Raw genomic sequence first — 14,815 nt, 5'->3', positions numbered from 1 at the left:
TGGTAGTCTGTCCACAGCGGAGAGTATGTATTTACGCCCCCTGAACCAAAGCTTTGGCAATCGCCGAACAAGAACGCTTGCAAAACAGGATCGGCACTTCCTTATCCTTCGCCTGGCTTTTCACCGTCTTGGCCAGATTGTGATTGACGAAATCGGTCAAAACCAAAATCATATGGGTTCCTGTGGGAATTTTTACGCCGGCTTGGGAGTTTTTTCTCCCCGTTACATGATGGATATCCGTAAACCCCTGGCCTTGTAATAAGTCAACGATATTTCCCAGGCGGTCTCCGCCGATGACAAGTATAGAAGACATGCTCTTTCCTCCTTTGCTGGTATGAAAAAATGAGTGTGGAACTGTATAGGTACGGCTGATTTTTTCTAATTGATAATGAATATCACTCTTATTGATAAATATTATCATTCCCATTTGCCTTTGACAATACTCTGCCAGCAAGTTTTTTGGGCGGGGACAAGCAGGTTTGAATTTGTTTGAAAGGCGTTTAAAATCAGGAATGCGGATTTCAAATTTTTCATCGCTCATCAAAAAAAGTGCCCGCTCCGTCTGCATGAGACGTGCGGGCACTTTTTGCTCGTAAACATATTGTTCTTGTACGGTTTTCGATTGCAACTGTCTGTCGCCCGAACTACCGGGCAACAACCTGGCTGTACTCGGACAGTGCTTTGCCAAGTCGCTGGATAGCAAGCTCGGTATGTTCCCGATCCAGCAGTGTGTAGTTAAGCCGCATGGTATTGGTCTTCGGCTCCTCTGCATAAAACGGAATGCCGGGTACAAAGGCGACGCCTTCCTTTACGGCCTGGGCCAGCAGCTTTTCCGAGTGAACATGCTCGGGCAGCTCCACCCACAGGAACATGCCGCCTCTTGGTTTGTTCCACTTCATGCCGCTCCATTCCAGACGCGAAAGCAGCTCATGCATCCACTCCATCCGCTCCCGATAGGAACTGCGGATTTTCTCGATGTGCGCTTCCAAATCAAAGTTGGCCAGCAGCTGATGCAAGGCAATCTGGTCGATCGTACTGGACTGCAGGTCGATGGCCTGTTTTGCCTTGACCATCATCTGAATCACCTGACTGTCCCCGATTGCCCAGCCTGTGCGCAGTCCAGGAGCAACAATTTTGGAGAAGGTGCTGGTGTACACCACGGCAGACCCCTGCGGGTGTTGGTCAAGCGAGAAAATGCTGCGATACTGCGCTTCACCGTCAAACTGGATTTCGCCGTAGGGATCGTCTTCCAAAATCAAAATATTGTTTTCCCGGCATTGGCGCAAAAGGCCGAGACGTCTTTCCAGACTCCATACCTTGCCCGTCGGGTTGGCAAACGTTGGGATCACGTAAACCATCTTCGGACAGAATTGTGCGATTTTTCTGGCAAGATCGTCCATATCCATTCCCTCAGCGTCTCCATCCACCGGAATTGCACGGATGCCGCGGAACTGGAAGAGCTGTACAGCCGCGAGATAGGTCGGATTTTCTACCAGCACGACGTCGCCTTCGTCCAGGTAGACGCGACAGAGCAAGTCGACGGCCTGCTGGGAGCCGGTAGTGATCAGCATGTTTTCTACGCCAACGTTCATATGCTTTTGTTTCATGCGTGACGCGACCCATTCCCGGAGCGGAATATAGCCATCGGTCAAGCCGTATTGCAGGGATTTGGGTCCCAGATCAAGCGCCCGGTTAAATGCTTCCCGCATCTCTTGGATCGGAAAAGAATCCTCGGCAGGCAAGCCTCCGGCCAGTGACAGCACTTGATTTCCCTGCGTTAATTTCAAAATTTCACGCACAGCCGATGAGGTCAGTGCATTGGTCGATTGTGAGAATGAATACTCCATCCTATGTTCCCCCTTGATTGAGCTTATTCCTGTTTTATCACTGCGTCGAGGATAAGTCCAATCTCACAAAGCTATGGGTGGAATAGGTTTTGACTATGTCGAGCGAGGGTTCGGTCGAAATCGCCCGTAAGGGATCAGTTCCACAGGGATGTACAACAACTACAGAATGGCATATAACGAAGCCGCAAGCTTTTCATCGCTTGCGGCCCCTGCTTTACTCGGTTTTCTTTACCTAAACCATTCGGCTACGGTGATCATCTGTTCCACCGTCATGTCAGAAGTCATCATATAAGTGATTCCTTTGTCTTCCCAGAGAAGACCGTTAAAATGGGTTAAATCCGGATTGCGGTAGCTCGACCCGGGGGTGTGGAAGCTGATGCCCTCGCTGGTGCCTATTTTGACCGGTTTGATTGTTTTAGGCTGCATCACGGATTTCTTTCTCTCCTCCAGGCTTTCTTTGCTGATGACGATGCTCAAGAATGCGGCCGCGTTCCCTGGCGTTTCATTGAATATATCAACAGACGACGATTCTTTGCCCTTGGTATATCCGTAGCTCAGCGTGGCGCCCAGAGGCAAAAGCGTAGGGACTTTGAAGGAGGAGCCGAATTTTTGCTCAGCTTCTTCCCGAGTCAGCTCTTGGGTAGTCTCAGCCTGCCCCTTCACTTCCGGCCATTCGATCACAGCCGGGTCCCACACATCGACGGACTCGGCGATTTTTTTTAGTTCATCGGCAGAAAGTCCGCTGGCAAGCTCGTAAACAAGCCCTTTTTCTTCTTCCCATATGAATACGTTCATTTTGTCATATTTATCGGGCTGTTTTCCCATGTACGCTTTGCCTTTGGCAAAAGACACCTCCTTCAACTCTCCCCGTTCCTTTGCGGCTTCTCCCGGATGGATTCGCAGGAAGAACGGATTGCCCGCATTCCCGTGGTAAGAGATGACTACCTGGCTGGCTGAGCGCTTATAGGACAGTGTCGGATAATAGTTGCCCTCCGGCAGGTACTTTGGCACTTTGACAGAAAATCCTGCCTGTTTGGTTGCTTCGGCCGGGGTCAAGTCCATGATGAGATCGCCGGATTCCGGCGTAGATTGAGTGGCTGCAGCTTGGGCCAAAGCCAGGGCATCTCCTGTAAAAGTATTTCCCGCCAACAGAGTCGCTGTCGCCAGCAGAACCGTTTGAATTTGTTTCATCGCGATTCACTTCCCTTTCTCAATTTGTCGTTTCACCCCTTTACTACCGAAGCACTATCCATTCCCTTACACCTGCAAAAAAAAAAATTAAAAAAAGGAAATTATTATGTAACATAGATCGATAACCGACAGTAGTAGCAAATGAGTGACTACTTTCAGACTCATGGGAGGATCGGGAATGGAGGAAGACAAAGAGTGGGTCAGACAAGTCTTGTCCGGCGAGAAGCAGGCGTACGCCCACCTGATCAATAAATACAGGAACAAGGTCTTTTCCCTGCTGTATCGGATGACCGGCAATCCGCACGATGCCCAGGATCTGGCGCAGGAATGCTTCATCCGCGCTTACCGGTATTTGCACAGCTATGATGAGAACCGGAAATTTTCCTCCTGGCTGTACCGGATTGCCGTCAATGTCTATGTCGACACGCAGCGTTCGCTGCAAAAGAAGCAAGTCTCTCTCGTAGAAATCGAGGAGAATACGCTCTCGGACGGGAATAGTCCGGAAACGATGTATCTGCAGGAAGAACACGCCTCGGAATTGCATGAACTGATTGGCCAACTGCCGGAAAAGTACCGGGTTGTCCTACTGCTGCGCTACGTAGACGAGCTTAGCTATCAGGAGATCAGCGACATCCTGGAGATCCCCCTGCACCAAGTGCAAATCAGGCTGCACAGAGCCAAGCAGCGGTTGCGAAATTACTTCCAATCGGCAGAGAAAGGAGGCGGCTTGCATGAGGTGCTATGAGATCCGTCAAAAGCTGGAACGCTATGTGGAGAAAGAAACGAGCGTAAGTGAAAACATTGAGATTGAAACACACCTGCTGGACTGCGCCGCTTGCAGAGTCATGCGGGATAAGCTTGCGGCGGAAGCGATCGTCCTGAAACAGGCTGTGCCCTATTCTCCTTTAACAGATGATTTTACCGCCGGCATCATGAATCAATTGGAGCCTTACCCAGCCACAGAAAGCCCGGTCGAAATGGAAACCAATTCAGCGCCTTCGCGACACGCTTGCAGCAGGACTCCTGTACAAAGATCAAAGCGATGGGCTCGTATGACAGCAGCATCGATTGCCGCGCTGTTCGTGGCATTTTCGCTCGGCATGTTTGTCTCCCCTACCTTTGCCGCGTACATTTCAACGTTTGTCAGTAGAATCGGCGGAGAGCTGGGATTGAAAAAGGCAGCAGAGCAAGGCTTCAACACCCCGGTAAATATGGCAGCAACTGATCAGGGGGTGACTTTGCGCGTCAAGGAGATCATCGCAGATCCCACGCGGCTCGTCGCCACGTATGTCCTGGAGGATGAAACCGGACAGATTCTGCCTGACCTGTTTATCCCTCATTACAACGGTAACAATATTTACCTCACCGACAAGCAAGGGAACATCCTAAATAGCGGGCCACAAATCTTCAGACGCGGCGATCAATATGCGGATTTTCTGTTTTCATTGAACAACCCGCCAAATGAGCTAGTCCTGCATTTTGACATCAGTCATTTCGGAAGCAATGAACCGCGAAAAGCAGTATGGAAGCTGGATATACCCGTTAATATCCAAAAAAGCATGGCGGCGACGAAAAGTGTCCCGGTCAACGCGATCTATGAGTCTCCACAGGGTATTGTCTTTACCTTCGACAAGGTAGTCTACGCTCCCAGTGCCACCCGGATTGACCTGACGACCAGCTTTACGCCGGAGAAGAAGAAGCAACTGAGAGAAATGGCTGCGGCGCCGACTGGAAGAACGGACGCTGACAGCATACGGGAGTTCGGCACTCACCGCTTCTTTTACCATATCGTCGATCAAAGCGGAAACGTCGTCGCCAAGTCCGAATATGAGCCAAACGAAAAACAAGGCCGACGGATCTCCTTTACCCAGTCCCGCGATGTCCGGGGAATCGATCCTGACATAATAAATTGGCATGGCTCGTATGTGCCTGCTGATCAGCCGGAAGAACTGACATTCGTTCTGGATGGAGTGGAATTGCTCGAGCCAGCAGATTTTTCCATCTCCTACTCTCCTGATAGCCTCAAGCAGCAGCCTGTCTCAAAAACATACGGAGAGCTGGAAGAGACTTTCACGATCACCGACATGGCCAAAGGCATGGACCCAGAAACGCAGGAGCCCGTCTGGACGATCGAGCTGAAGGGCTTGGGTAAACTGGACAGCTTCCCCTACTGGAATCTGTATGACAAGAGCGGCAAGCGCTTCGACGTCCAGACCGATTTTGGCAAAACGCACATGAAGAATTCACCCGATGGGGTCGTGTTGGTCCAAACCCTCATTGTCAAAGGAATGCAGCAGCCTCCGCAAAAGCTTACGCTCGCTTTGCAAACCGTCAAAACGAGGTACATGGATTTGAACTGGCAAGTGCCGATCCCGCCTAATCCGTGAAGCTGGTCGTGGGCAGCACCTGCATTCCATCACGCCATCATAAAGGCCCGGAGCCATGAGCGCTCCGGGCCTTTTGCTGAGAAGCTATGCTGCGCGAGTTTTGCGATTTCCTCGGGATCATTGGGGAGCGGACAGTCTATGCTCCCGTGCAGGACGAAGACCGGAGCGGAGCCTGGAAACGGGCTTCTTGCCACCGCGGCCCCTCGGCAACGTGACCAAGTAACCTAGAGACCACTAGCACGCCTAGCGAACAAACAGCCCCAGCTTCTCAATCCGCCGCACTGCCTCTGCCAGCCGTTCTTCATTAGACAGAAGTGCTGCCCGCACATACCCCTCGCCCGTCGGTCCAAAGCCGACGCCGGGCGCGACGACCACGTGAGCTTTTTCCAGGAGCAAATCGGAGAACTCTACCGATGTAAACCCTTTTGGGACGGGCAGCCAGCTAAAAAACGACCCCTCTGAAGGCTTGGCCTGCCAGCCGATCCGGTGTAACTGGGAAAACAGGACGTCGCGGCGGCTTTGGTAAACGTTGACCAGATCGCGTACGCACTGCTGGGAGTCCGTCATCGCCTTGGCCGCTGCCATCTGGACCGCACCGAACATACTGACGAAGTAATGGTCCTGAATCAAATTAATCAGACGCACCAGCTCTTTGTTTCCGACCATCGCCCCGACGCGCCAGCCTGCCATGTTGTAAGTCTTGGACAAGGTGTAAAACTCAACCCCCACCTCTTTGGCACCCGGTACTTGCATGAAGCTGACCGGCTTTTTGCCGTCAAAGCTGATCGCACCGTACGCAAAGTCATGGCAGACGACGATCTCATGCTTGCGCGCGAAACGGATTGTCTCTTCGAAAAATTCCACAGGCGCATTCACCGCTGTGGGGTTGTTCGGGTAGTTCAGAAACATCAGCTTGGCTTTTTCCAGGTCTTCGGCTGGGAGCTTGCCGTAATCGGGGAGAAACGCGTTCTCTGCCCGAAGCGGCATCATCACCATGCGGCCGTCTGCTACGGCAACGCCAGACCAGTAATCCGGGTAGCCCGGATCGGGGACCAGGGCGACATCTCCCGGGTTGAGCAGCACCTGGCAAATCTCCACCAAACCGGTCTTGCTGCCGAACAGGATCGCTACCTCTTCCTCCGGGTCCAGCTCCACGCCGAATTCTTCGCGGTACCAGTGAGCGACAGCCTGCTTCAATTCAAGCCTGCCGCTAAATGGCGGGTATTTATGATGGACGGGACGAGCTGCCTGCACGCCCAGCTCTTCCACAATATGCGCAGGTGTCGGCAGATCGGGATTTCCTTGCCCGAGATTGATGATGTCATGTCCAGCCGCAATGGCCTTGTTTGTTTTGGCTACGAGCGTCGCAAAAAACTGCGTCGGCAGCCGGTCAATCATAGCAGAGGGTTGAATGCGCATTCGTTTTTTCTTTCCTTTCCTTTTTCGTATCGCAAACGCGAGTTAACGGAATGATTTTCTTGCTGTATCAGAAAGAAGCCCCGGAAGTTTATCCGTACCGATTCAGTGAAAAAGCCCCTTTTCCTGTACAGAAAAAGGGGCGGTAAAAGTCCGCGTTCTTATCTGTCAGGTAGGCTCCTGCTGGAATTGGCACAGCACCCGCGTTGGTATTCCATCGCGAATCCGCTGCCGGGCTTCATCGGGCCAGTCCCTCCGCCTCTCTGGATAAGGTTACAGAATTCGTATTCATTTGAATTGCTTTCATACTACTTGAGTGAATACTGAGGTGTCAAGAACCATACAAACCATCCTGCTCCCCATACTAAGGAGCGTGCAGGCTACCTTTCAATCATGTGTCAATGCTTTTGGACGGTAAGTGCCGCCGACAGCTCCGACCGCTTAATAAAGGAGGTGTACACCCCAAAACAGACCACTGCGAGCAAAGCAAAGGCCGCCATCGCATAAAACAATCCCTGTGCCTTCAGCACTTCAAAGGCCACGGCTCCCATAAGCGGTCCCACCATGCGTCCTGCCGAACCAACGCCGCCAACCAGCCCCTGAATCATGCCCTCTCTGCCGGGAGGCGACAACTCCGCAGCGATTGTCGGAACAGCCGGCCATACCAGCATTTCTCCCAGCGTTAGGACAAACATGGCTGCAAAAAAGCCAGCGTAAACAGTCGTCTGCGACAGGATCAGCATGGACAGCGAAAAGAGACAGCCGCCCAGCAGCATCTGCGCTTTCAAGGATTGGGCGACATGCTTGATCACCCAGGCGATTAACGGCTGTCCCAAAAGAATCAGGGCGCCGTTCAATGTCCACAGCAGGCTGTATTGTTTCAGCGAGATGCCCAGCGTCTGCATGTACGCAGACAGCACCGTTGTCCACTGCACGTAAATGATCCAGCAGACCAACAAGCCCATGGATAAAAAGCCGAGAGCCATCCAGGCTACAGACCGGGTGGCGTGGATGGCCGAATGGCTGTCCATGGTTGCCGGGCGATCCAGACTATCCAAGCCTTCCGCTGATTCTGGTGTTGGTCTCCGGTCTTTTACGGGACCATGCTCGATATCCGCGGCACGGCTCAACATGAGAAACAGACCAAGCACAGCCACCTGAAGCGCGGCATTGCCAAAAAACGTCCAGGCAAATGAGATGCTTGCCAAGATTCCGGCAGCTCCTGCACCAATCGCGCCTCCGATATTGAGGGCGACATAGACCATGTTTAAACCCTTGCGGCCGCCCTCCGGCCACAACAGGCCAATCAGGGCGTTCAGCACAGGAAACATGATGCCGGAGAAAAATCCGTTCAAAGGAAGCAAGACGGTATAAACCGAGAAGTCTGTGGTGAACCCAAGTCCGATCGCCACTGCTACGGCTCCCACCGTGGCAGCGCATAAGGTCAGGAGTTTTCCCCAGCGGTCAAAAAGAAAGCCGCCAACCACACTGCCCACAAGATATGCCCCCTGGTTCAGCATAAGCACGCCGCCCGCCACTGCAAGCGACTTTCCCAGGACATCGTGGATGTAGATGGTGACCAACGGCCAGATACAGGCCATGCCTGTAGAATGGATAACGGCAGCAATGGCCAACAGCCGAATGCTGCGCGGATAGGAATTCCATAATCGGTTCATCTCGGGTTAGGCCTCGCTCCGATAGAAATCTCCGCTTTTCCCGCCGGTCTTTCGCTCCAGATAAGTAGGCCCGATGACCATGCCTTTATCCATCGCTTTGCACATATCATAGACGGTGAGTGCGGCAGCAGAGGCTGCGGTCAATGCTTCCATCTCTACGCCGGTTTTCCCGGTCGTTTTGACGGTCGCCTCAATTCCCAGCGTCATCTCGTCTTCATAGGAAAAACGGATATCGATTCCGGTGAGCGGAAGCGGATGACACATCGGGATGATCTCCCAGGTTTTTTTGGCGGCCATCACTCCAGCCACCTGCGCGACTGCCAGTACATCTCCCTTGGCGATCTGTCCCTCGCGAATGCGCTCCAGGGTTTCCGGCTTCATCGTAATTTTGCTGACAGCCAGCGCCTCGCGTTTGGTATTATCCTTGTCGGACACATCCACCATTTGGGCGCGCTGCTGTTCGTTGAAATGGGTCAATTGGTCGCTCATCTCTTTTGATTTTCCTTTCTGTTTGCGGGGTATCCGCTCAAGCTGCGATGCCCTGCTGTCTTTTCTGCGGGCTGCTACTTTAACCTTACCTGCGACACTGGCAGAAATCAATCGCCAATCTGCTGAAAAGAACACACCGGCATTTGGCAGTTCCCTGCAATTATGATATCTTCACAGGTAGAGAGATTCACTTTTTTCTTCATTTATTATCGTTTGGGAAACGAGGAGTGTCAGATGCAAATTTCCGTACTGTTATTTGCGGGTTTGGCCGAGCGGGCAGGCACGCGGAGCATTTCGCTTACCCTGCCAGAGGGAGCCACCGTCCAGGACCTCCTGCTGGCTGTATCCACGCAGTATCCCGCCTTGTCTTCGCTTCTGGGAAGCTGTTTCATCTCTGTAAATCAGGAGTACGCAACACCCGATAAACCGATCCAGGCTGGTGACGAAATCGCGATTCTTCCCCCAGTCAGCGGCGGCCAAGATCCTCGCTTCGCCATCACGACTGAGCCCCTGCGGGTGGACGCATTGATGAAGCTGGTTTCCAATCCTCGGGCCGGTGCCATTCTCTCCTTTGTCGGAACCGTCCGGGAATTTACGCAAGGGCAGCGGACCGTCTCTCTCGCTTATGAAGCGTATGAGCCGATGGCCGTGGAAAAAATGAAACAGATTGCCGCTGAAATCGAGGAGCGTTGGCCCGAAGCGCAGGTGGCGATGCATCATCGCATCGGTCAGCTTGACATCGAAGAAATCGCGGTGATTGCCGTAGTGGCCACCCCTCATCGAAAAGCGGCTTTTGAAGCGGGCGAGTATGCTATCGAAAGACTGAAGCAGATCGTCCCTATCTGGAAAAAGGAAATCTGGGAAGACGGCAGCGAGTGGAAGGGCCACCAGCAAGGGCCGTGGAATCCAACTGCGTTCCCGGATGACGGAGAAAGGAGCTAACCTCTTTGCAAACCCGCTATTCCCGTCAAATCCTGTTTGCCCCGATCGGCCGCGCGGGACAGGAGAAGCTCGCGCAAAGCCGCGTCGCTATCGTCGGCATGGGAGCGCTGGGCACCGTTTCGGCCAACCATATGGTTCGTGCCGGTGTCGGTTTCGTGCGGATCATTGACCGTGACTTCGTCGAGCCGAGCAACCTGCAGCGTCAGATGCTCTACGATGAAGAAGACGCCCGCCAGCATTTGCCCAAGGCCATCGCGGCCCATGCCAAGCTGACGCGGATCAATTCCGAGGTCCAGATCGAGCCTGTCGTAGCCGATCTGACCGCCCGCAACGCCGAGTCCCTGCTCGCTGATGTCGATCTCGTGCTGGATGCGACTGACAACTTTCAAGTCCGCTATCTGGTCAATGATGTTTGCGTCAAGCACGGGATTCCCTGGGTCTACGGCGGCGCCGTCAGCGCGACCGGAACCTTTACGGCGATCCGGCCCGGCGTCACCCCTTGTCTGCGCTGCCTGTTCCCGGAAGCGCCCAATCCCGGTGAAATGGCCACGTGTGACACGGCTGGCGTGATCGGACCAATCATTCACATCATTGCTTCCTATCAGGCGACGGAGGCGTTTAAGCTGCTCGTCGGGGCCGAGGACGCGCTCAATCCTCATCTGGAGCATTTTGATCTCTGGAACAATCAGCATCAACAAATCAAGGTTGCAGGAGGCAAACGCCCGGATTGTCTGACCTGCGGACAGCGCCAGTTTTCCTTTTTGCAGCCGGATTCTCAGGACGGCCAAGCCGCCTCCCTGTGTGGCCGCGATACAGTGCAGATCTCACCTGTGGAGGGTGCGGCACTGGATCTGGACGTGCTCGCCGGCCGGCTCGCTCCGCTCGGCGTGGTGGAGAAAAACAAGTTCCTGCTTCGTTTCCACGCCGATTCGCATACGCTCGTCATCTTTCCCGATGGACGCGTGCTGGTGCAGGGAACGGATGATGTCAGCCTGGCACGGACGCTTCATGCCAGGTATATCGGCGCCTGAGTGTGGTGCCGTTGTGAATAAACTGCAGTCGAGATGCGGATGAGCTGCGGTCGAGCTTTGACCGAGTCACGATCAACTGTACGCAAATAAGTCCTCTTTCCTTTGAAAGAGGACTTCCTTTTGTGAATCGCAAATTTTTTTGTGAATCGCAAAATTATGGGTTACTCTCCACTTTTGGGGTAGTGTCAACCGGCAGAATGATGGTAAAGGTTGTCCCTTCGCCAATACGGCTTTGGACAGAAATCTTTCCGTGATGCATACTGACGATTTTCTTTACGATGGACAGCCCCAGTCCGCTGCCGCCCCCGGTTCGGTTACGCGATTTGTCCGCCTTGAAAAACCGTTCAAAAATCCGCTCCAGATCTTCCTCGGAAATCCCGATGCCGGTGTCGGAAATCTTTACGATCAATTCTTCTCCTTGCTGTTCTGCCCGCATGCTGATACTTCCGCCGTTCGGGGTGAATTTGATGCTGTTGGCAAAGAGATTGTTCCAAACCTGACTCATCAAGTCTTCATCCGCAATGATCTCCAGCTTCTCCAAGGCCACATCCAGTTCAATCTCCTTTTCCAGCCACTGCGGTTCATAGGCCAGGATGATGTTGCGAAGCTGTTTATCGAGGCGGTACCGTTTCCGCTCCATGGGATGATGTTTGGCCTCGAGCGATGTAAGCTTCAGCAGGTTGTCGCTTAACTTTGACAGCCGTTTGCTTTCCGTTTCGATGATATCCAGGTAATGCAGCCGCTCCTCCCGGGTAAGATGCTCGCTGCGCAAAGCACGGGCAAAACCGCTGATCGACGTCAAAGGGGACTGGATTTCATGGGACACATTGGAGATAAACTCCTGGCGCAGCTGCTCCATTTGGTTTAATTGCTCTGCCATATGGTTAATGTTGTCAACCAGCAGTCCCCACTGATGCTCCATTTTGATATCCAGCTTGACGCTGAAATCTCCTTTGGCAATCCGCCGCAGAGCATCAATCAGCAACTGGAACAGTTCCAAGTGCCGCGGTCTGATGAAGCGGGAAATGAGAAACATGGTGATAAAGAAAAGAAGAAAGCCGGACAGGGAGTTGACCAATCCCCTGACAAACTCGGATGGCTCGACACCCGCCTGGCGGTACAGGTAAGACGTCAACCAGTACGCTGCCGACCAGCAAAGATTGATGTAGAGAAGAAAGCCGATGACGCCAAGCACGCGGAGCCATATTTTCCGGTTCGGGTGTGCTCTCATGGACATATCTCCAATCGATACCCCAGCCCTCGGACAGTGCGAATCTGAAAACCGTATGCAGCTTCGGGAAATCGTTCGCGCAGGCGGTTGATATGCACATCGACCGTCCGCTCGTTCCCCTCGAAATCATATCCCCATATCTGCTCGATCAATTGTTCGCGGGAGATCGTCTGCCCCGGATAGCTGGCCAGTTTAAACAAGAGTTCAAATTCCTTCAGCGGAATCGTCAACATCTTGTCGCCGCTGGTAATTTCAAAGGTTTTTCTGTTCATCTGCAGACATCCGACCTGTACGGTATGGGAGGCGGCGATCCGATACCGTTTCAGGAGCGCTTTTACACGGACTACCAGCTCGGCTGGCTCAAACGGCTTGACGAGGTAATCATCGGTCCCCAGCTCAAAGCCTTTGATTTTCTGGGCAGTCTCCCCCTTTGCGGTCAGCATGAGCAACGGAATGTCGTAATGCTTCCTGAGCTCGCGGCACAGCTCCCAGCCGTCCATCTGGGGCATCATGATATCGAGGATGACCAGCTCCGCCGGGTCAGACTCCATGATAGACAATGCTTCCTTTCCATCAGCCGCCTCCAGGATGTCGAACCCCTCCCGCTGCAAAAAGACGCGGACCAGCTCGCGAATATGCGGATCATCATCGACAATCAGCAGTTTGGTCATCGGCTCACACCTCCTCGTACATCCGCAGTTGCTGGATGGCAAATTCGCGGTACATCGCATGGGTTGCAAACAGCTCTTCATGCGTTCCTCTGCCCGTGATTTTTCCTTTTTCCATAAAGATAATCTGATCCGCATCCACGACCGTCGACAAGCGATGGGCAATGACGAGCGTGGTGCGTCCCTTCATTAGATTGTTCAGGGCCTGCTGCACGATGATTTCCGATTTGCTGTCGAGACTGGAGGTCGCTTCATCGAGCATCAGGATTTGCGGGTTCCGCAAAAGGGCACGGGCGATGCCGATTCGCTGCCGTTGTCCGCCTGAGAGCTTGACGCCTCTTTCCCCCACCTGTGTCTCATAGCCATTCGGCAGTTCGTCGATGAATTGGTCGGCGTATGCCATCGCAGCAGCCTGCCTCAGTTCCTCGTCAGTGACGTCACGGGAAACACCGTAGCAGATATTTTCCCGAATGGTACCGCCGATCAACGGGCTTTCCTGGGATACGTACCCGATTTTATTCCGCCAGGATGACAACGTAAAGTTACTGATCGGATCGCTGCCGAGCCGGATGGTGCCGTTTATCGGCTGATAAAAGCGTTCGATCAGGGAGAACATCGTCGTTTTCCCGCTGCCGCTCGGCCCGACGATCGCGGTTACTTTGCCCGGCTCGATCTGGAAGCTCACATCCTCCAGAATCGTCTCCCCGTTTTCATAGGCAAACGTCACCTGCTCCACGCGGATCGGCAATCTCGCATCTTCCAGCTCACGGCCGGACAGTTGATCCTCTTCGTCCGCTTCCAGCGTGTAAATAATTCGTTCCGTGGCCCCCATGGCTTTTTGCAGTTGGGTGAAAAACTGGGTGAACTGTCCCAGCGGCATCACAATCTGGACGAGATAAAGAATGAAGGCGACCAGTTCTCCCGCCGTCAATGTGCCGGAGGAAACCCGCATCCCCCCGTACCCCATGATGACCACCAGCATCACCATCAGGACAAACGAGATGAGCGGTCCAATCAACGCCCGCACCCGGCCTTCTTTCAGCCCGAAGAGCAGCAGGTTATCGATCCCTTGCTTCCCGCTTGCGTACTCGTGGGGCTCGGCATTAGATGCCTTGACCAGGCGGATTTCCGACAAGACCTGGCTCATCACCGTGGTAAAGCTGGCCGTCTCATCTTGCAGGCCTTTGGAAATCTTGTACATCTGCCGCCCCAGCGGGATCAGAACTAATAGCGTCAACGGGACCGTGATCAGCATGGTGAGCGTCATCTGCCAGTCCAGATACAACAGGACCGCGACTGAACCGATGATGGAAATGATCCCGGTAAAGAAGCTGGTCAAATGATCGGTGATCAGCCCTTTTACCACTCCGGTATCATTCGTCATCCGGCTGATAGTTTCTCCTGTCCGCTGATTGTCGTAGTACGCGACCGGCAGCACCAGCAGCTTTTTCCACAGCCGGTCCCGGAGAGCGGCCACGATGCTTTGCCCCACATCATTTAACAGGTAGATCGACAATCCTCCGGCGACGGCTTGCGCGACGAAGGCCAAGACCAAAAGGATGATTTGTCCGCTGCTGATTGAATCGAGGGTGAAGCTGTCCACAAATTTTCCCGTGAACAGCGGGATAACCAGACTGACAAGCGTCGTCGCAATACTCATGAACAGCGCAATGCTGATTTTCAGCTTGGACGGCTTCGTCTGTTTGATCAACTGATAAAACGCACGCCAGTTGCCCGATTTAGATTCTGTATAAGTCTGTTTCATACCACTATATCTCCTATCCCGAAAATTTTCGCCGGATCTACATAACACTTTACACCTTTTTTGTGCGGGAACGTTGCATTTACACTCCATCCCAGATCCTGCTTGGTTTTTCTGCCCTTGTTTTTACCTTTCACCAGAAAAGATACGGCATGAATGTAAACAGAATATAAAC

At 53.2% G+C, this 14,815-nt stretch carries 13 protein-coding genes and 1 riboswitch; of the genes, 4 read left to right on the top strand and 9 right to left on the bottom strand.

All coding sequences use genetic code 11. From position 1 onward, the window contains the following. Positions 1-31 precede the first annotated feature (31 nt). The 3 genes from NDK47_RS27800 to NDK47_RS07755 all read right to left on the bottom strand — a co-directional run bounded on the left by NDK47_RS27800 (position 32) and on the right by NDK47_RS07755 (position 3,038). The gene (locus tag NDK47_RS27800) at positions 32-628 is read right to left on the bottom strand and encodes a DUF2325 domain-containing protein (RefSeq protein WP_407653393.1); all 597 of its coding nucleotides are present in this window, start codon (positions 626-628) and stop codon (positions 32-34) included. A gap of 16 nt (positions 629-644) precedes the next feature. After that, a complete protein-coding gene (locus NDK47_RS07760) occupies positions 645-1,847 on the bottom strand; it encodes an aminotransferase-like domain-containing protein (RefSeq protein ID WP_251874277.1) in 1,203 nt (400 codons plus the stop codon). Between the two features lie 228 nt (positions 1,848-2,075). Further along, positions 2,076-3,038, bottom strand: coding sequence for a DUF4367 domain-containing protein (locus NDK47_RS07755; protein WP_251874276.1), 963 nt, complete (start codon positions 3,036-3,038; stop codon positions 2,076-2,078). A 178-nt stretch (positions 3,039-3,216) separates the two neighbouring features. On the opposite strand from NDK47_RS07755, the gene NDK47_RS07750 reads away from it, so the two are divergent. Both NDK47_RS07750 and NDK47_RS07745 read left to right on the top strand, forming a co-directional pair. Next, on the top strand, positions 3,217-3,783 hold the full coding sequence (locus NDK47_RS07750; RefSeq protein WP_251874275.1) for an RNA polymerase sigma factor: 567 nt from the start codon (positions 3,217-3,219) through the stop codon (positions 3,781-3,783). Beyond that, positions 3,770-5,425, top strand: coding sequence for a DUF4179 domain-containing protein (locus NDK47_RS07745; protein WP_251874274.1), 1,656 nt, complete (start codon positions 3,770-3,772; stop codon positions 5,423-5,425). Before NDK47_RS07750 ends, NDK47_RS07745 begins: the two co-directional genes overlap by 14 nt. A 243-nt stretch (positions 5,426-5,668) precedes the next feature. Here the strand turns inward: NDK47_RS07745 and NDK47_RS07740 are convergent, their stop codons facing one another. The 3 genes from NDK47_RS07740 to moaC form a co-directional block, all read right to left on the bottom strand. Continuing rightward, positions 5,669-6,844 (bottom strand): pyridoxal phosphate-dependent aminotransferase, encoded by a 1,176-nt coding sequence (locus NDK47_RS07740; protein ID WP_251874273.1) that lies wholly within the window; start codon positions 6,842-6,844, stop codon positions 5,669-5,671. 155 nt (positions 6,845-6,999) lie between these two features. After that, positions 7,000-7,115: riboswitch (SAM riboswitch) on the bottom strand. A gap of 124 nt (positions 7,116-7,239) precedes the next feature. Further along, entirely contained in the window at positions 7,240-8,517 is a 1,278-nt protein-coding gene (locus NDK47_RS07735) for an MFS transporter (protein WP_251874272.1), read from the bottom strand. 6 nt (positions 8,518-8,523) lie between these two features. Next, a complete protein-coding gene (gene moaC, locus NDK47_RS07730; protein WP_251876049.1) occupies positions 8,524-9,006 on the bottom strand; it encodes a cyclic pyranopterin monophosphate synthase MoaC in 483 nt (160 codons plus the stop codon). Positions 9,007-9,240: 234 nt separating this feature from the next. Between moaC and moaD the strand changes: the two genes are divergently transcribed. Beyond that, positions 9,241-9,948, top strand: a complete 708-nt coding sequence (gene moaD / locus NDK47_RS07725) for a molybdopterin converting factor subunit 1 (protein ID WP_251874271.1) — start codon at positions 9,241-9,243, stop codon at positions 9,946-9,948. A 5-nt stretch (positions 9,949-9,953) separates the two neighbouring features. After that, positions 9,954-10,979, top strand: coding sequence for a ThiF family adenylyltransferase (locus NDK47_RS07720; protein ID WP_251874270.1), 1,026 nt, complete (start codon positions 9,954-9,956; stop codon positions 10,977-10,979). Between the two features lie 154 nt (positions 10,980-11,133). Here NDK47_RS07720 and NDK47_RS07715 read toward each other — a convergent pair whose 3' ends face one another. The 3 genes from NDK47_RS07715 to NDK47_RS07705 are packed head-to-tail and all read right to left on the bottom strand — an operon-like array spanning position 11,134 to position 14,643. After that, entirely contained in the window at positions 11,134-12,210 is a 1,077-nt protein-coding gene (locus NDK47_RS07715) for a sensor histidine kinase (protein WP_251874269.1), read from the bottom strand. Further along, the gene (locus tag NDK47_RS07710) at positions 12,207-12,881 is read right to left on the bottom strand and encodes a response regulator transcription factor (protein WP_251874268.1); all 675 of its coding nucleotides are present in this window, start codon (positions 12,879-12,881) and stop codon (positions 12,207-12,209) included. The genes NDK47_RS07715 and NDK47_RS07710 overlap by 4 nt, the downstream gene beginning before the upstream one ends. A 4-nt stretch (positions 12,882-12,885) precedes the next feature. Next, positions 12,886-14,643, bottom strand: coding sequence for an ABC transporter ATP-binding protein (locus tag NDK47_RS07705; protein WP_251874267.1), 1,758 nt, complete (start codon positions 14,641-14,643; stop codon positions 12,886-12,888). Between the last annotated feature and the right edge of the window lie 172 nt (positions 14,644-14,815).

The organism is Brevibacillus ruminantium (assembly GCF_023746555.1).
Classification (GTDB): Bacteria; Bacillota; Bacilli; order Brevibacillales; family Brevibacillaceae; genus Brevibacillus; species Brevibacillus ruminantium.
Note: the sequence above shows the minus strand (reverse complement) of the source record. Positions and strands in the feature narration are given on the sequence as shown.